Annotated in this window: 22 protein-coding genes and 1 pseudogene; 22 read left to right on the forward strand and 1 reads right to left on the reverse strand. The window is 51.8% G+C overall.

Going from position 1 to position 14397, the window contains the following annotated elements; translation table 11 throughout:
- Position 1: 1 nt before the first annotated feature.
- From rplN to ACYVGU_RS17175, 22 genes and pseudogenes are all read left to right on the forward strand, one after another.
- On the forward strand, positions 2 to 370 hold the full coding sequence (gene rplN, locus ACYVGU_RS17070; RefSeq protein WP_045688459.1) for a 50S ribosomal protein L14: 369 nt from the start codon (positions 2 to 4) through the stop codon (positions 368 to 370).
- Between the two features lie 3 nt (positions 371 to 373).
- Positions 374 to 622, forward strand: a pseudogene (gene rplX / locus ACYVGU_RS17075) (50S ribosomal protein L24); the annotation flags it as partial.
- Between the two features lie 29 nt (positions 623 to 651).
- Positions 652 to 1212: a large ribosomal subunit protein uL5 gene (rplE, locus tag ACYVGU_RS17080; RefSeq protein ID WP_460613834.1), complete on the forward strand. Its 561-nt coding sequence runs from the start codon at positions 652 to 654 to the stop codon at positions 1210 to 1212.
- Entirely contained in the window at positions 1205 to 1474 is a 270-nt protein-coding gene (gene rpsN / locus ACYVGU_RS17085; protein ID WP_088462455.1) for a 30S ribosomal protein S14, read from the forward strand. Before rplE ends, rpsN begins: the two co-directional genes overlap by 8 nt.
- 194 nt (positions 1475 to 1668) lie before the next feature.
- Positions 1669 to 2067: a 30S ribosomal protein S8 gene (rpsH, locus tag ACYVGU_RS17090; protein WP_088844266.1), complete on the forward strand. Its 399-nt coding sequence runs from the start codon at positions 1669 to 1671 to the stop codon at positions 2065 to 2067.
- A gap of 20 nt (positions 2068 to 2087) precedes the next feature.
- Positions 2088 to 2642 (forward strand): 50S ribosomal protein L6, encoded by a 555-nt coding sequence (gene rplF / locus ACYVGU_RS17095; RefSeq protein ID WP_460613835.1) that lies wholly within the window; start codon positions 2088 to 2090, stop codon positions 2640 to 2642.
- A 9-nt stretch (positions 2643 to 2651) separates the two neighbouring features.
- On the forward strand, positions 2652 to 3002 hold the full coding sequence (gene rplR, locus ACYVGU_RS17100) for a 50S ribosomal protein L18 (protein ID WP_044003239.1): 351 nt from the start codon (positions 2652 to 2654) through the stop codon (positions 3000 to 3002).
- 6 nt (positions 3003 to 3008) lie between these two features.
- Entirely contained in the window at positions 3009 to 3617 is a 609-nt protein-coding gene (rpsE, locus tag ACYVGU_RS17105; RefSeq protein ID WP_460613836.1) for a 30S ribosomal protein S5, read from the forward strand.
- A gap of 6 nt (positions 3618 to 3623) precedes the next feature.
- Complete coding sequence (gene rpmD, locus ACYVGU_RS17110) at positions 3624 to 3803, forward strand: uL30 family ribosomal protein (protein ID WP_460613837.1); 180 nt, start codon at positions 3624 to 3626, stop codon at positions 3801 to 3803.
- A gap of 13 nt (positions 3804 to 3816) precedes the next feature.
- Complete coding sequence (gene rplO / locus ACYVGU_RS17115) at positions 3817 to 4260, forward strand: large ribosomal subunit protein uL15 (protein WP_460613838.1); 444 nt, start codon at positions 3817 to 3819, stop codon at positions 4258 to 4260.
- 12 nt (positions 4261 to 4272) lie between these two features.
- Positions 4273 to 5586 (forward strand): preprotein translocase subunit SecY, encoded by a 1314-nt coding sequence (secY, locus tag ACYVGU_RS17120; protein WP_460613839.1) that lies wholly within the window; start codon positions 4273 to 4275, stop codon positions 5584 to 5586.
- A 1-nt stretch (position 5587) separates the two neighbouring features.
- Positions 5588 to 6358 (forward strand): type I methionyl aminopeptidase, encoded by a 771-nt coding sequence (gene map, locus ACYVGU_RS17125; RefSeq protein ID WP_460623038.1) that lies wholly within the window; start codon positions 5588 to 5590, stop codon positions 6356 to 6358.
- Positions 6359 to 6362: 4 nt separating this feature from the next.
- Positions 6363 to 6581 carry a translation initiation factor IF-1 gene (gene infA / locus ACYVGU_RS17130; protein ID WP_022822146.1) on the forward strand — a complete coding sequence of 73 codons (219 nt, stop codon included), beginning with the start codon at positions 6363 to 6365 and terminating at the stop codon, positions 6579 to 6581.
- 9 nt (positions 6582 to 6590) lie between these two features.
- Positions 6591 to 6707 carry a 50S ribosomal protein L36 gene (gene rpmJ / locus ACYVGU_RS17135; protein WP_460613841.1) on the forward strand — a complete coding sequence of 39 codons (117 nt, stop codon included), beginning with the start codon at positions 6591 to 6593 and terminating at the stop codon, positions 6705 to 6707.
- Positions 6708 to 6820: 113 nt separating this feature from the next.
- Positions 6821 to 7198 carry a 30S ribosomal protein S13 gene (gene rpsM, locus ACYVGU_RS17140; RefSeq protein ID WP_022822148.1) on the forward strand — a complete coding sequence of 126 codons (378 nt, stop codon included), beginning with the start codon at positions 6821 to 6823 and terminating at the stop codon, positions 7196 to 7198.
- A 79-nt stretch (positions 7199 to 7277) separates the two neighbouring features.
- A complete protein-coding gene (gene rpsK, locus ACYVGU_RS17145; RefSeq protein WP_022822149.1) occupies positions 7278 to 7670 on the forward strand; it encodes a 30S ribosomal protein S11 in 393 nt (130 codons plus the stop codon).
- Positions 7671 to 7798: 128 nt separating this feature from the next.
- Positions 7799 to 8404: a 30S ribosomal protein S4 gene (gene rpsD, locus ACYVGU_RS17150; protein ID WP_460613842.1), complete on the forward strand. Its 606-nt coding sequence runs from the start codon at positions 7799 to 7801 to the stop codon at positions 8402 to 8404.
- Positions 8405 to 8552: 148 nt separating this feature from the next.
- Positions 8553 to 9542: a DNA-directed RNA polymerase subunit alpha gene (locus ACYVGU_RS17155; protein ID WP_460613843.1), complete on the forward strand. Its 990-nt coding sequence runs from the start codon at positions 8553 to 8555 to the stop codon at positions 9540 to 9542.
- Between the two features lie 213 nt (positions 9543 to 9755).
- On the forward strand, positions 9756 to 10331 hold the full coding sequence (gene rplQ, locus ACYVGU_RS17160; RefSeq protein ID WP_460623039.1) for a bL17 family ribosomal protein: 576 nt from the start codon (positions 9756 to 9758) through the stop codon (positions 10329 to 10331).
- Between the two features lie 327 nt (positions 10332 to 10658).
- The gene (eno, locus tag ACYVGU_RS17165) at positions 10659 to 11930 is read left to right on the forward strand and encodes a phosphopyruvate hydratase (protein ID WP_460623040.1); all 1272 of its coding nucleotides are present in this window, start codon (positions 10659 to 10661) and stop codon (positions 11928 to 11930) included.
- Between the two features lie 221 nt (positions 11931 to 12151).
- A complete protein-coding gene (locus ACYVGU_RS17170) occupies positions 12152 to 12466 on the forward strand; it encodes an FtsB family cell division protein (RefSeq protein ID WP_460613846.1) in 315 nt (104 codons plus the stop codon).
- Between the two features lie 109 nt (positions 12467 to 12575).
- On the forward strand, positions 12576 to 12974 hold the full coding sequence (locus ACYVGU_RS17175) for a hypothetical protein (protein WP_460623041.1): 399 nt from the start codon (positions 12576 to 12578) through the stop codon (positions 12972 to 12974).
- Positions 12975 to 12977: 3 nt separating this feature from the next.
- On the opposite strand, the gene ACYVGU_RS17180 is transcribed toward ACYVGU_RS17175, so the two are convergent.
- Positions 12978 to 14186 (reverse strand): anhydro-N-acetylmuramic acid kinase, encoded by a 1209-nt coding sequence (locus ACYVGU_RS17180; RefSeq protein WP_460623042.1) that lies wholly within the window; start codon positions 14184 to 14186, stop codon positions 12978 to 12980.
- Between the last annotated feature and the right edge of the window lie 211 nt (positions 14187 to 14397).

The following is a 14397-nucleotide window of genomic DNA, read 5'->3' on the forward strand; positions in this document are numbered from 1 at the left end:
GATGATACAGCAAGAATCCCGTCTGACCGTCGCTGATAACAGTGGCGCCAAAGAAGTTCTCTGCATTCGTGTCCTCGGTGGCACGGGCAAGAAATATGCTAGCGTAGGCGACAAAATTGTTGTTGCAATTAAGTCGGCTATTCCCTCCGGCAACGCCAAAAAAGGCGCTGTATCAAAGGCAGTAGTAGTTCGTACGAAAAAGGAAATTCGTCGTAAAGACGGTTCTTATATTCGTTTCGATGACAACGCTGCTGTACTGCTCAACAATAACGATGAGCCCCGCGGTACCCGCATCTTTGGCCCCGTGGCCCGCGAATTGCGTGAAAAGCAGTTCATGAAGATCGTTTCGCTGGCTCCTGAAGTTCTCTAAGCAATGGCAACGAAAACGAAAGCAACGCCCGCGAAACTGCACGTGAAAACTGGTGACACCGTTTTGGTGATTGCCGGCGACGAGAAAGGCAAAACCGGTACTATCAAGTCGGTGAACCGCTCCACTCAGCGTGTTATCGTGGAAGGCCTGAACCTGGCAACTAAGCACAACAAACCAAGTGCAAAGAACCCACAGGGCGGCATCACCAAGATCGAGGCACCGATTCACGTGAGCAACGTGAAGCGTGTTGAATCGGCCAACGCCTAATCAGCTCTACGACTATGGCACGACTGAAAGAAAAATATAATAAAGAAGTAGTACCTGCGCTCCAGGAGAAATTCCAATTTAAGAGCATCATGCAGGTACCACGCATCACTAAGATCTGCATCAACCGTGGCATCGGATCAGCAGTAGCTGATAAGAAGCTAGTTGACAATGGCGTAGATGAGCTGACGACCATCACTGGTCAGAAAGCAGTTGCTACCATTGCCAAACGTTCGGTGTCGAACTTCAAACTGCGTGAAGGCATGCCTATCGGTGCTCGCGTTACCCTACGCGGCAATCAGATGTACGAGTTCCTCGACCGTCTGCTGACCATCGCTCTGCCCCGCGTTCGTGACTTCAAAGGCATCAATGATAAAGGCTTCGATGGCCGCGGGAACTATACCCTCGGTGTCAAGGAGCAAATTATCTTCCCTGAGATTTCGATTGATAAAATCAAATCGATTTCCGGTATGGATATTACCTTCGTAACGACTGCTGAAAACGACGAACAGAGCTACGAGCTGCTGCGCGCTTTCGGGATGCCGTTCGCTAACGCCAAGAAACAGAACAATGGCTAAGGAATCAATGAAAGCACGGGAGCGGAAGCGTATTGCTACCGTAGCCCGTTACGCCGAGAAGCGCAAGGCTCTGAAAGAGGCTGGCGACTACGAAGGTCTGGACAAGCTGCCCCGCAATGCTTCGCCAGTGCGTCTGCACAACCGCGACAAAATTGACGGCCGCCCTCGTGGATACATGCGTAAGTTCGGTATTAGCCGGGTACGTTTCCGCGAAATGGCACTCGCCGGTAAAATTCCTGGTGTAACCAAGTCAAGCTGGTAATACCACGAATTGCTTTACATAGCCAGCTAGTAAAGTAATGATATTTGGCAGGTTGCCGAAAGAAACCATTGGCCGAGCCTAAATAAGCCGAGCCGAGTAGTCTTAACCGAAAATTTCGTCGCCTCTTTCCGTGGCGGCGAAATTTTCATATCTTTGCGGCTCCCTAAAAAAGGGCGCTTCATTTTTACATCCGAATGAACACAGATCCAATTGCCGACTACCTTACCCGGGTGCGCAATGCCATTAAGGCAAACCACCGGGTAGTAGAAATCCCGGCCAGCAACATCAAAAAGGAAATCACGAAAGTGCTCTACAAGAAGGGCTACATTCAGAGCTACCGTTTTGATGACTCTGCGGTACAGGGCACGATCAAAATCGCGCTGAAGTACAACCCGGCTACCAAGCAGCCTGCTATCACAAAGCTGGAGCGTGTAAGCACTCCAGGTCTGCGTAAGTACGCTCACGTAGAAAACCTGCCTCGCGTATTGAGCGGCCTAGGTGTTGCGATTCTGTCGACGTCGAAGGGCGTGATGACGGAGAAAGAGGCGAAAGCCGAGAACGTGGGCGGCGAAGTGCTGTGCTACGTCTACTAATCTGAAAGGAAAACGAGACTATGTCACGCATTGGTAAACTGCCCATCAGCCTGCCCGCCAACGTGCAGGTTGAAGTGAGCAACGAAAACACGGTAACCGTGAAGGGCCCCAAAGGCACTTTGGTGGTTCCAGTTGACCGCGACATCACGATAGCTACCGAAGATGGTCAGCTAGTAGTGTCACGCCCAACCGAGCAGAAGCGCCATAAGGCTATGCACGGCCTTTATCGTTCGCTGCTAAACAACGCAGTAAGTGGTGTTAGCAACGGGTTGGAGCAGAAGCTGGAGCTAGTAGGTGTTGGTTACAAAGCTTCTATGGCTGGTACTACCCTAGAACTGTCGTTGGGTTATTCACACAATATTTTCTTGGCTCTGCCGAAGGAAGTAACCGCCACGGCTGTAACTGAGAAAGGTAAAAACCCAATCGTTACTTTAACCAGCATTGATAAGCAACTGCTGGGCCAAGTGGCTGCTAAAATCCGCTCGTTGCGTAAAGTTGAGCCTTACAAAGGCAAAGGCGTGCGCTTCGTGGGTGAGCAGATTCGTCGTAAGGCTGGTAAAACAGCTTCGAAATAATAACACACCATGGCTTTCGATAAAGCAACTAGAAGAAAACGGATCCAGCGCATCATCCGCACTAAGGTGGCTGGCACGTCCGAGCGTCCGCGTTTGTCGGTCTTCCGCAGCAATACGGGTATTTATGCCCAGATTATTGATGACACGACTGGTCACACGCTGGCGTCTGCTTCCTCGAAGCACGTTTCGGTGGAAGGGGGCAACGGAGTCGCCCTCGCTGCCGCAGTCGGCAAAGAACTTGCTGCCCGTGCTACAGGAAAAGGAATTTCGAAAGTGGTATTTGACCGTTCCGGTTACCTCTACCACGGCCGCGTAAAATCATTGGCAGAAGGAGCCCGCGAAGGCGGCCTCAATTTCTAAATCATCATGGCAGAATTTAACAACGGCCCTCGTGGTGGTAGCGGCGATAACCGTGGCGGTGGCAATGACCGTCGTGGTGGTGGCAATGACCGTCGCGGGAATGACCGCAACAACGATCAGTCCCGTACTGGTGACTCTGATCTAAAAGAAAAGGTGGTTGCCATTAACCGTGTAGCTAAAGTAGTAAAAGGCGGTCGTCGCTTCAGCTTCTCTGCTATCGTGGTTGTCGGTGACGGCAACGGTACTGTTGGCTATGGCCTAGGCAAAGCCAACGAAGTAACCGATGCCATTGCTAAAGGCATTGACGACGCTAAGAAAAACCTGGTGAAGGTTCCGCTGTACAAACACACGGTTCCTCATATCATGGAAGGTAAGTACTCTGGTGGTTTTGTGTTGGTTCAACCAGCTGCTGCTGGTACGGGTGTAATCGCAGGTGGCGCTATGCGCGCTGTTTTCGAAAGCGCTGGTATCAAGGATGTACTAGCTAAGTCGAAGGGTTCGTCAAACCCGCATAACGTGGTAAAAGCGACCTTCGATGCTCTGCTGAAAATGCGTGACCCCATGCAAATCGCTCAGCAGCGCGGCATCACCCTCTCCCAAGTTTTTAACGGCTAAGAGCAGATGGCGCAGATCCAAATTAAACTCGTAAAGAGCGTTATTGACCGCCCCGAGCGTCAGAAGCGCACTGTAAAGGCCTTGGGCCTCGGTAAGATCGGTAGCTCTAAGGCAGTGGAAAACACTCCTCAGGTAGCTGGCATGATCCACGCCGTGAAGCACCTGTTGGAAGTAACCGAACTCTAGGAATCTCCCGAAAATGAATCTCAGCAATCTACAACCTGCCGTTGGCTCGACACGCAATCAGAAGCGTATTGGCCGTGGTACCGGTTCCGGCCGTGGCGGCACGTCGACGCGCGGTCACAAAGGTGCCAAGTCCCGTTCGGGTTACTCCAAAAAATCAGGCTTTGAAGGTGGCCAAATGCCTCTTCAGCGCCGGGTACCAAAGTTCGGTTTCAAGAATATCAACCGTGTTGAGTACAAAGCCGTCAATCTTGACGTGTTGGCTTCTCTCGCGGAAGGTGGCATCACTACATTGGATGCTGCTTTCTTTGTGACTGCTGGCTTAGCTTCGAAAAACGCTAAGATTAAAGTGCTGGGCCGTGGTGAAATCACCCAAGCCCTAGAAGTGCATGCTCATGCTTTCTCCAAATCTGCTGTTGAAGCTATTGAGAAAGCAGGTGGCAAAGCTGTGACGCTGTAAGCCTGACTGGCAATGAACAAGTTAATCACCACGATTAAGAACATCTTTGCGATTGAAGATCTGCGTATGCGGATCTTCAATACGCTTTTTTTCATTGCCATCTACCGGCTGGGTTCTTACGTGGTGCTCCCTGGCGTCGACCCAACGAAGTTGACTGAAGGCGCAACCGGAGTTTTAGGTATCCTAGATACCTTGCTTGGTGGTGCTTTTAGCCATGCGTCAATCTTCGCCTTGGGCATCATGCCTTATATATCGGCGTCCATTGTGTTGCAACTGCTCACAATTGCGGTTCCTTACTTTCAGAAACTTCAGAAAGAAGGTGAGTCCGGCCGTAAGAAGATCAACCAGTATACCCGCTTACTAACTATCCCTATTGTTGCTTTACAGTCTGTTGGCTTTATAGCAACGATAAACGCGGATGCGATTCTAAACCCAGGAGTTTTCTTTACTGTCTCCACTGCCATAATTGTAACAGCTGGTACGCTGTTTTGCATGTGGCTTGGCGAAAAGATAACTGATAAAGGCGTTGGCAACGGTATTTCCATGATCATTATGATCGGGATTGTATCACGGCTTCCTGGTGCTCTGATAGGTGAAGCGACTGCGCGGACAATGCGCGGCTCACTCATTTTCCTTATTGAGCTTGTAGTACTGTTCTTGGTAGTAATGGCGGTTATCATCCTGACTCAGGCTGTACGTCAGATACCAGTACAGTACGCCAAACAGGTAGGAGGGGCAGCTAGCCTTAGCTCCCAGCGTCAGTATATCCCGATGAAGGTGAATGCGGCTGGCGTTATGCCAATCATATTTGCCCAATCGTTGATGTTCGTTCCTGCCATTGCAGCTTCTGCTTGGAATAAGAACAGCGACGCTGCTACGCTTATCAGCACATGGTTTCAACCTAACCATTGGGTTTATAACGTTGTCTTTGGCTTGTTGATTATCATCTTCACTTACTTCTATACAGCTATCAGCGTTAATCCTAATCAGATTGCTGATGATCTGAAGCGCAGTGGTGGATTTGTTCCCGGTGTAAAACCAGGTCGTGATACATCAGAGTATATCGATGAAGTGCTGACCCGGATCACGCTGCCTGGAGCTGTGGCTTTGGCTGTAATTGCAATATTGCCTGCACTCGCCAAAGTAGCTGGAGTGACTAGCAACTTTGCTCAGTTTTATGGTGGCACTTCCCTTATCATCATGGTTGGGGTAGTACTTGACACTATGAACCAAATCAAGAGCTATCTTCTCATGCGTCATTATGATGGTATGATGAAGACGGGCAAAGTACGGGGCCGGTCTCAGAACATTGCCCTCGCTTCGTAAGATGATTTTTTACAAGACAGAGGAAGAAATCGAGTTCATGCGAGCAAGCGCGAAAGTGCTGGCTCAGGCTCATGGAGAAGTTGCGAGCATGATTCGCGAAGGAATTACGACGCGAGAGCTGGATCAGCGCGCTGAAGAATTCATTCGGGACCACGGTGGGCATCCTTCTTTCAAAGGGTACAATGGGTTCGAATATAGCCTTTGCATTTCTCCCAACTCAGTAGTAGTACATGGTTTTCCAAGCGACTATTCGCTGAAAAGTGGTGACGTTGTCTCGATTGACTGTGGAGTGCTGCTCAATGGGTATCACGCGGACAGTGCTTACACTTACCCAGTAGGGGAGGTTGCACCGGAAGTAATCAAGTTGCTAGAGGAAACCAAGAAGTCATTGTATCTCGGAATCGAGCAGGCGGTGGCTGGTAACCGGATGGGCGATGTAAGCTTTGCAATCCAGAACCATGTTGAAAAGCAAGGTTATGGGGTTGTACGGGAACTAGTCGGTCATGGCATTGGCAAGAAACTGCATGAACGGCCTGAAGTACCTAACTACGGTAAACGTGGTGCAGGTTTAAAGCTACAGACCGGGCTAGTACTTGCCATTGAACCAATGGTAAATCTGGGTACGAAGAGTGTAATCCAAGAAAAGGATGGTTGGACTATCCGAACCAAGGATTTAAAGCCTTCGGCGCATTTTGAGCATACCGTAGTCGTTCGCAAAGACAAGGCGGAAATACTTACCTCCTTCGAATACATAGAAAAAGCCTTACAGTAGCCTTATGGCCAAACAAACTTCCATTGAGCAGGATGGTGTTATCCTGGAAGCCTTATCCAATGCCATGTTCCGCGTGGAGCTGGAGAACGGTCACCAGTTGATTGCCCACATTTCGGGTAAGATGCGGATGCACTATATCAAGATTCTGCCGGGAGATAAGGTAAAACTCGAAATGTCGCCCTACGATTTGTCGAAGGGCCGAATTGTGTACCGTTACAAATAATCCGACGACATGAAAGTCAAAACCTCGGTTAAGAAGCGTAGCGCTGACTGCAAGTTGGTTCGCCGCAATGGCAAGCTCTACGTGATCAACAAAAAGAACCCGCGCTATAAGCAGCGTCAAGGGTAGTCAACTGGAAGTTGGGGACTTAGGGTCTTCAGGACTTGGTTTTTGAAGGAAAACTGTCCTAGCTCAAACCAGGTCCCCAAGACCCTAACTCGCCAAAAACCCAAACTCAACACATGGCTCGTATTGCAGGGGTAGATATCCCAGACAACAAGCGCGGTGAAATCGCGCTGACCTACATTTTCGGCATTGGCCGTCCTTCTGCCCAGCAGATCCTCACCAAAGCAGGCGTTGACCTGAATAAGAAGGTGAAAGATTGGACTGAAGCGGAGGCTGGTGAAATTCGTGGCGTAATTGCCGCCGAGTTCAAGACCGAAGGTGTGCTGCGCTCAGAAGTGCAGCTGAACATTAAGCGCCTCATGGACATCGGTTGCTACCGGGGTCTGCGTCACCGCAAAGGTCTGCCAGTTCGTGGTCAGCGTACCAAGAACAACTCGCGTACCCGCAAGGGCAAGCGTAAGACCGTTGCTGGCAAGAAAAAGGCTACTAAATAATCTGTAGCGGGAATCGAAGCCCGACTTCCAGTGTTGGAGGCGGGCTTCAACACCTTCCGCAGTTTTTCGCGATAACCAAATGGCACAAAAAAGAAAAGACAAAGCCAAGAAGCGCGTTGTCGTTGTAGAGCCAGTAGGCCAGGTACACATCAAGGCCTCGTTCAACAACATCATCATCTCCATCACCAACAACAATGGCCAAGTAATTTCTTGGGCATCGGCTGGTAAGATGGGCTTCCGGGGTTCTAAAAAGAACACCCCCTACGCAGCTCAGATGGCTGCTACGGACTGCGGCAAAGTAGCTCATGACCTGGGCATGCGCAAAGCTGAAGTATTCGTAAAGGGTCCGGGCGCTGGGCGTGAATCCGCTATCCGTACGCTGGGTAACGTGGGTATTGAGGTTACGACCATTAAGGACGTGACGCCGCTGCCCCACAATGGCTGCCGTCCTCCCAAACGTCGTCGCGTTTGATTTAGCGAACGGGCTCGCTTAGCGGGCCACCGGTGTCGGGTTCCGATTGCGCCTTACTACTATAGAAAGGTGTGCCTCCGGAAGCCGACACACGCGGTTCAACCCCTTCAAAACTCAATAACCCCGAAATGGCACGTTATACTGGTCCTAAAACCAAGATTGCCCGTCGCTTCAATGAGCCGATTTTCGGCCCAAGCAAGGCACTCACCAAGAAAGCATACCCCCCCGGCCAGCACGGTCGTGGTCGTCGTAAGAAGCAAAGCGAGTACGCAGTCCAGTTGATGGAGAAGCAGAAAGTAAAGTACATGTACGGCGTACTTGAGAAGCAATTCGAGAACCTGTTCCACAAAGCTGCTACTCTGCCCGGCATCACCGGTGACAACTTGCTGGCTTTGCTGGAGTCGCGTCTGGACAACACGGTATACCGTTTAGGCATTGCTCCTACGCGTCGTGCCGCTCGTCAGCTCGTTCTGCACAAGCACATCACCGTGAATGGTGAAGTTGTAAACATTGCTTCCTACAAGCTGCGTGCCGGCGATGTAGTGGCCGTTCGCGAAAAATCTAAGTCTCTGGAAGCTATCGTTACGAGCCTGAGCGCTCGCAACGCCCGTGCTTTCTCGTGGCTGGAGTGGGATGGCAAAGAAATGGTGGGCAAATTTATTAGCGCTCCCTCGCGTGATCTGATTCCGGAGAAAATCACGGAACAGCTCATCGTCGAGTTGTACTCGAAGTAATCATTGGAACGGCCCGGCAGTCTGGGCCGTTTCTCTGCTTCGACATTTTTTCCTTGTTATAACTGGAACTGGGTAGCAGGTGGTAAGAAATTAGGCTAGATTGGCCGCATTCTTACTACCTGCTCTCACTACTTCAAACGCCCCACTTATGTCAATCTTAGCTTTTCAAATGCCGGAGAAGGTTGTGATGGAGAAATCCGACGACTTCTACGGAACGTTTGAATTTAAACCGCTGGAGAAAGGCTACGGCGTCACGATCGGCAACGCTCTGCGCCGCATCCTGCTGTCGTCGCTGGAGGGCTATGCCATCACGTCGGTTCGCACCAACAGCGTACTGCACGAGTTCATGACCATTGAAGGGGTGATTGAGGACATGTCCGAAATCATTCTGAACCTAAAGCAGGTTCGCTTCAAGAAAGTGAGCGACGCCATCGAGGACAAAATCACGGTGCGCGTTAAAGGTCAGGACACGTTCTCGGCTGGTGAAATCAACAAGTTTACCAACGGTTTCCAGGTTCTGAATCCAGACTTGGTTATCTGCAACGTGGATCCCAACGTTGAGTTGGAGTTTGAATTCACAATTCAGAAAGGCCGTGGCTATGTTCCCGCTGAGGAAAACAAGCCTGCTGACCAGGTTTTTGGTCAGATTGCCATCGATGCCATCTTCACGCCTATCAAGAACGTGAAGTATAGCATTGAAAACACCCGTGTAGAGCAGAAGACCGACTATGAGAAGCTCCTTATCGAGATTCACACCGACGGCTCTATTCATCCGGAGGATGCGCTGAAAGGTGCTGCCAATATTCTGATTCAACACTTCATGCTGTTCTCTGACAGCACCATGACCTTCGAAACGGCGAAAGCTGAGGAAGAAGAGACCGTGGACGAAGAAACGCTGCACATGCGCAAAGTCCTGAAGACGCCACTGGCGGATATGGACCTGAGCGTACGTGCTTATAACTGCCTGAAGGCTGCCGATATCAAAACGCTGGGTGACCTAGTGCAACTTGACATGGCGGACATGATGAAGTTCCGCAACTTCGGTAAGAAGTCGCTGACTGAGCTGGAAAACCTCGTAGAGGAAAAAGGCTTGACCTTCGGAATGGACCTAGGCAAGTATAAGCTCGACGAAGAATAGGCTGTTGCCTGAAAAGGGGCTGAAGAGAATTGCTGTTCTAAACAGTTTCTTTTCAGCCCCTTTTTCATGTCCGCATATTCCGTACCTTTGCACTCCAATTTCACACTTTTATAAACCAGTGAGCCCTAAGGGACGACGGTTCTAATGTGAAAGCAACCTCGCGTTTGCTTTCCGCCGTGGTCGTTGTTCGCAAGCCCACACTTTTTTCATTTTATGCGTCACGGTAAGACCATCAACCACCTCGGCCGCACGGCCTCGCACCGCAATGCCATGCTTTCGAACATGGCGTCGTCGTTGATCTTGCACAAGCGGATCACTACCACGGTTGCTAAAGCCAAAGCTCTACGCAAGTTTGTAGAGCCCCTGCTGACCAAGTCGAAGAACGACACGACGCACTCGCGTCGCCTTGTTTTCTCGGTACTGGAAAGCAAAGATGCTCTGAAAGAGCTGTTCGGCGCGGTGTCGGCTAAAATTGCTACCCGTCCAGGTGGTTACACCCGCATCATCAAGCTGAGCGATGTGCGTTTGGGTGACAACGCAGAGATGTGTGTTATCGAGCTGGTTGACTTCAACGAAACTCTGCTCGAAGCTAAGAACGCTAGCGAGGCAAAGGCTACCACTACGCGTCGTTCGCGCGGCAAGAAGAAGGCTGATGCTCCGGTTGGTGCTGCTGTAGCTCCTGCTGCTGTTGTAGAAACGGCTGCTCCTGAGGACACCGCAACTACTACGGTGAAAGAAGGCGAAAGCCGCGACGAAGCTAAAGCTGCCGACGAGGAATCTGCTTCGTAATCTGAGCCAGTAAATTGTAAAAAGGGATGCACTGCAAAGTGCATCCCTTTTTTGTGTCTGCGCTTTTTGACCTGTAAGTAGCGCATCAGTGATGCCGCCCTGGTAAATGTCGTAGTAGAAGCTAGCATCATCTGAAGATCCCTGCATAGCTCCGCTGTTAGTAAGTATAGCTGGTGGGGCAGAGGGTTGAATGCGAGATACAGCCTAGTCTTTTGCAGCGGCCCAAATTATGGGGGCTGAAACGTCGGGGCTAATTTTTACCTTGCGGCGCAATACCTACTAGGGCATTGTCTGACACAGATCTTCATTTCATTCAACCCATTTCTTATGAGCATTATCACCGAAATTCACGCTCGCCAGATTTTTGATTCGCGCGGCAATCCAACCATTGAGGTGGACGTGACCACCGAAAGCGGAACTGTAGGCCGTGCCGCCGTGCCTTCTGGCGCTAGCACCGGCAAACACGAAGCTGTGGAGCTACGCGACGAAGACAACTCGAAGTACATGGGCAAAGGCGTGCTGAAAGCGGTGGAAAACGTGAACAGCAAGATTGCCGAAGAGCTGATTGGCTTCTCGGTGTTTGAGCAAGGCCTGCTCGACAAAATCATGCTGGAGCTGGACGGCACCCCGAACAAAGCCAACCTGGGTGCTAATGCCATTCTGGGGGCTTCGCTGGCTATTGCCCGCGCCGCTGCCGCCGAGGTAGGTATGCCGCTGTACCGCTACGTAGGTGGCGTAAATGCTACCACGCTGCCTGTGCCGATGATGAACATCCTGAACGGCGGCTCGCACGCGGATAACAGCATCGACTTCCAGGAGTTCATGATTATGCCGGTGGGTGCTTCTTCCTTTTCGGAGGCGCTACGCTGGGGTACTGAAATCTTCCATCACCTGAAAAATGTGCTCAAGAAGCAGGGTTTCAGCACCAACGTTGGCGATGAAGGCGGTTTCGCACCAAACATCAAATCCAACGAAGACGCTATTAAGATTGTACTGCAAGCCATTGAAACGGCTGGCTACAAGCCCGGCGACGACGTGATGATTGCCATGGATGCGGCCGCTTCGGAATTCTATTCCGATGGTCACTACCACTTCAAAAAGAGCACCGGCGACAAGCTAACATCTTCGGAAATGGTGTCGTACTGGACCGACTGGACCAAGAAGTACCCTATCATCAGCATTGAAGATGGCATGGACGAAGACGACTGGAGCGGCTGGAAGGCCCTCACCGACAGCATCGGCTCTACTACCCAGCTGGTAGGCGACGACCTGTTTGTGACCAACGTAAACCGTCTGCAGCGCGGTATTGATGAGAAGATTGCCAACTCCATTCTGATCAAGGTGAATCAGATTGGAACGCTCTCCGAAACCATCGACGCCATCAATCTGGGCCGCCGCAATGGCTACAAGAGCATCATGTCGCACCGCTCAGGCGAGACGGAGGACAACACCATTGCTGACCTAGCAGTGGCCTTGAACACCGGCCAGATCAAAACGGGCTCGGCTTCGCGCTCCGACCGGATGTCGAAGTACAATCAGTTGCTCCGTATTGAAGAGGAGCTAGGCGAAATTGCCTACTTCCCCGGTCGCAACATGTAATTCACGGATGTAACCGGATTTCCCGGTTTACATGAATACACTTTGAAACGGCACCGTTGCCTTTGGGCGGCGGTGCCGTTTTTGGGTTCAGGCCATACAGACGTCTAGTATTACCGGCTTCTGGCAGCCACCACCTGGGTGGTGGTTTGGCCTGAATGTTTGATATTTGTTGAGATGATACCTAAGTCAGGTTCATTCGCAAACCCTCAGTACAACTCTCCATGCGCATCGGTGAATTATTCGGGCGGGTGCCGCGCTTTCTGCGCAGCTTCTATTTCCTGGCAGGCCTCAGCTTTCTGGTTTGGATGTTCTTGTTCGATGCCAACGACCTGATGAAGCAGTACGACATGTACGCCAAGTGGCAGGAGCTGCAAAACGACAAGGAGTATTACCTGCGCGAAATTGACAAAGTGAAGAAAGACCGCGCCGAGCTGCTTAGCAGCCCTGAATTGCTGGAGAAATTTGCCCGCGAAAAGTACATCATGAAGCGCCCCGGCGAAGACGTATTCGTGCTGATACCGCAGGAGAAGGAGTAAGCGTATGCGCCCTGAGCCGTATGCGCCCTGAGCTTGTGGCGTGGTAGTTGCCCACAGTTTCCCGATGAGTTTACTGCGCAAAACATGTTGCTTACTTGGGCTTAGCGCCTTGTTGTTATTGCTGCCGCAACTGGCCCGCCCGGCACAGGTGCAACCCTCACAGGTGCAGGTGGCCCGGCGCTTTCTGCTGGCCGTGGTGCAAGGGGAGTGGGACGCCGCCTACGCGTGGCTAGCCCCTGATGTGCAGCAAACCCTCACGCCTAAGCAATTTAAAGCGGCTGCCCAGCCCATGCGGGAGCAAGCTCGCCGTTACGGGGCCTTCATCGACTTATACAAGCTAGGCTACCGCTTGCGCGGCACTGCTACGCCCGAGCCATTTGTGGCATTCTCCTTTAAAGCTGATACGCTTCAGAAGCCTCCACATTTCCAGCTCGACGTAACGTTTCGCGACTCCACAGCCCGGCAAGTGCAGGGCTTTAGCTTGGTGCCGCTGGTAGGAAGCAAGTAGAAGCTAGCCGGGCAGAGAAATCTTGCCCATCGTTACGGCCGGTACTCGCTGCCGCCCAGTTCCTATACTAATGGGCTGGCCTGCTATGGCTTCGTTGGCCAGCAATGCAAACAGAATAGCCTCTTTGGCGTCGGGCAGAACGCCTAGGGCAGCTGTGGTAGCAAATCGGCAGCCGGGCAGATGGCGTTGCAACGCCGCGTGTAACGTGGGATTATGCGCGCCGCCACCACTCATATATACAGCCAGGGTCGGACTAGGCCCGAACGCCAGCGCAACCGCCCGAGCCACTCCCAGAGCACTTAGCTCCGTAAGGGTAGCTAGTAAATCTTCGATGCCTAGTGTGGTAGTAGCGGTTTGTTGCTGGGCCTGGCGCAGGTAAGCCGCTCCGAACAATTCCGGGCCTGTAGTTTTGGGCAATGGAGCCGTGAAAAACGAGTGCTCTAGTAGCGCAGCAAGCAAGCCTTCATGTACCGCGCCAGCAGCGGCTAAGCGGCCATCTTCATCGTAGGCCAACTCTGGGAAGTGAGCGCGCACTGTGGCATCAAGCAGCGTATTGCCAGGGCCGGTATCGGTGCTGAAGGCAGTGCTGGAATCCTGGGTAGTACGGGGTAAGTATGTGAAGTTGGCAATGCCGCCCAGGTTCAGCAGCAGCCGCTCTTCATTGGGGCTGCTGAGCAGCAGGTAGTCGCCGTAGGCAGCTAACGGGGCGCCTTCTCCGCCGGCAGCAATATGCTTCTGCCGAAAGTCGCTGAGCGTGATAACGCCGGTCCGGACGGCTATGTGGTCGCCGTCGCCGAGCTGTAGGGTAGCATTCAGGGGGAAATCGGGCCGCTGATGTTGGTGCTGAGGCGCATGGTATACCGTTTGGCCGTGGCTAGCTATCAGATCCACTTCTGCCGCTGGAATCTGCCACTGCTGCAAGCACTCCAGTATCATATCAGCGTGCAGCTGGCCTAGCCACGCGTGAAGCAGCGTAAGATATTCTAGACTTACCTGCTCTCGTGCAAACACCTCCCGAATGCGCCGGCGTACGTCGTCGGAATAAGGTACCGTAATGAATTGCTCCAGCTCAAGCCGGGTGCCTGTACCACTGCCGTGTAGGCGGCACAGCGCCACATCTAGCCCATCAAGAGAGGTCCCGGACATCAGGCCAATGATGCGGCGGCTAGGTTGCTGGGCAAGTTGACAGAGACGGGCAAGCGACGAATTCATACAGTTCTTTTATACCCTTTACTACCTCAAATGGAACTCTCAAACCAAACTGAAGGCAGCTTGTACCTTTTATTGCCGGTAGCTAGGCAGTAGGTGGTTGGGTGAGAGGAAGAAACGCACTTAGGGCAGCTTTTTTTATGTAGTTCCTTTGGGTGTTGCTAGGTTACAAAGAAAGCAAAAGCCCCGCTGGCAGCAGCGGGGCTTCATAGAA

The sequence above is a fragment of the Hymenobacter tenuis genome, assembly GCF_054780495.1.

What these genes read in the sequence shown, in the direction of transcription:
- rplN (WP_045688459.1), top strand. Translation starts at nt 2, where the DNA reads ATGATACAGCAAGAATCCCGTCTGACCGTCGCTGATAACAGTGGCGCC.
- map (WP_460623038.1), top strand. Translation starts at nt 5,588, where the DNA reads ATGATTTTTTACAAGACAGAGGAAGAAATCGAGTTCATGCGAGCAAGC.
- rpsN (WP_088462455.1), top strand. Translation starts at nt 1,205, where the DNA reads ATGGCTAAGGAATCAATGAAAGCACGGGAGCGGAAGCGTATTGCTACC.
- ACYVGU_RS17170 (WP_460613846.1), top strand. Translation starts at nt 12,152, where the DNA reads ATGCGCATCGGTGAATTATTCGGGCGGGTGCCGCGCTTTCTGCGCAGC.
- rpsE (WP_460613836.1), top strand. Translation starts at nt 3,009, where the DNA reads ATGGCAGAATTTAACAACGGCCCTCGTGGTGGTAGCGGCGATAACCGT.
- rpsK (WP_022822149.1), top strand. Translation starts at nt 7,278, where the DNA reads ATGGCACAAAAAAGAAAAGACAAAGCCAAGAAGCGCGTTGTCGTTGTA.
- infA (WP_022822146.1), top strand. Translation starts at nt 6,363, where the DNA reads ATGGCCAAACAAACTTCCATTGAGCAGGATGGTGTTATCCTGGAAGCC.
- secY (WP_460613839.1), top strand. Translation starts at nt 4,273, where the DNA reads ATGAACAAGTTAATCACCACGATTAAGAACATCTTTGCGATTGAAGAT.
- rpmD (WP_460613837.1), top strand. Translation starts at nt 3,624, where the DNA reads ATGGCGCAGATCCAAATTAAACTCGTAAAGAGCGTTATTGACCGCCCC.
- eno (WP_460623040.1), top strand. Translation starts at nt 10,659, where the DNA reads ATGAGCATTATCACCGAAATTCACGCTCGCCAGATTTTTGATTCGCGC.
- rpsM (WP_022822148.1), top strand. Translation starts at nt 6,821, where the DNA reads ATGGCTCGTATTGCAGGGGTAGATATCCCAGACAACAAGCGCGGTGAA.
- rpsD (WP_460613842.1), top strand. Translation starts at nt 7,799, where the DNA reads ATGGCACGTTATACTGGTCCTAAAACCAAGATTGCCCGTCGCTTCAAT.
- rplF (WP_460613835.1), top strand. Translation starts at nt 2,088, where the DNA reads ATGTCACGCATTGGTAAACTGCCCATCAGCCTGCCCGCCAACGTGCAG.
- rpmJ (WP_460613841.1), top strand. Translation starts at nt 6,591, where the DNA reads ATGAAAGTCAAAACCTCGGTTAAGAAGCGTAGCGCTGACTGCAAGTTG.
- rpsH (WP_088844266.1), top strand. Translation starts at nt 1,669, where the DNA reads ATGAACACAGATCCAATTGCCGACTACCTTACCCGGGTGCGCAATGCC.
- rplR (WP_044003239.1), top strand. Translation starts at nt 2,652, where the DNA reads ATGGCTTTCGATAAAGCAACTAGAAGAAAACGGATCCAGCGCATCATC.
- rplO (WP_460613838.1), top strand. Translation starts at nt 3,817, where the DNA reads ATGAATCTCAGCAATCTACAACCTGCCGTTGGCTCGACACGCAATCAG.
- ACYVGU_RS17155 (WP_460613843.1), top strand. Translation starts at nt 8,553, where the DNA reads ATGTCAATCTTAGCTTTTCAAATGCCGGAGAAGGTTGTGATGGAGAAA.
- ACYVGU_RS17180 (WP_460623042.1), bottom strand. Translation starts at nt 14,186, where the DNA reads ATGAATTCGTCGCTTGCCCGTCTCTGTCAACTTGCCCAGCAACCTAGC.
- rplQ (WP_460623039.1), top strand. Translation starts at nt 9,756, where the DNA reads ATGCGTCACGGTAAGACCATCAACCACCTCGGCCGCACGGCCTCGCAC.
- rplE (WP_460613834.1), top strand. Translation starts at nt 652, where the DNA reads ATGGCACGACTGAAAGAAAAATATAATAAAGAAGTAGTACCTGCGCTC.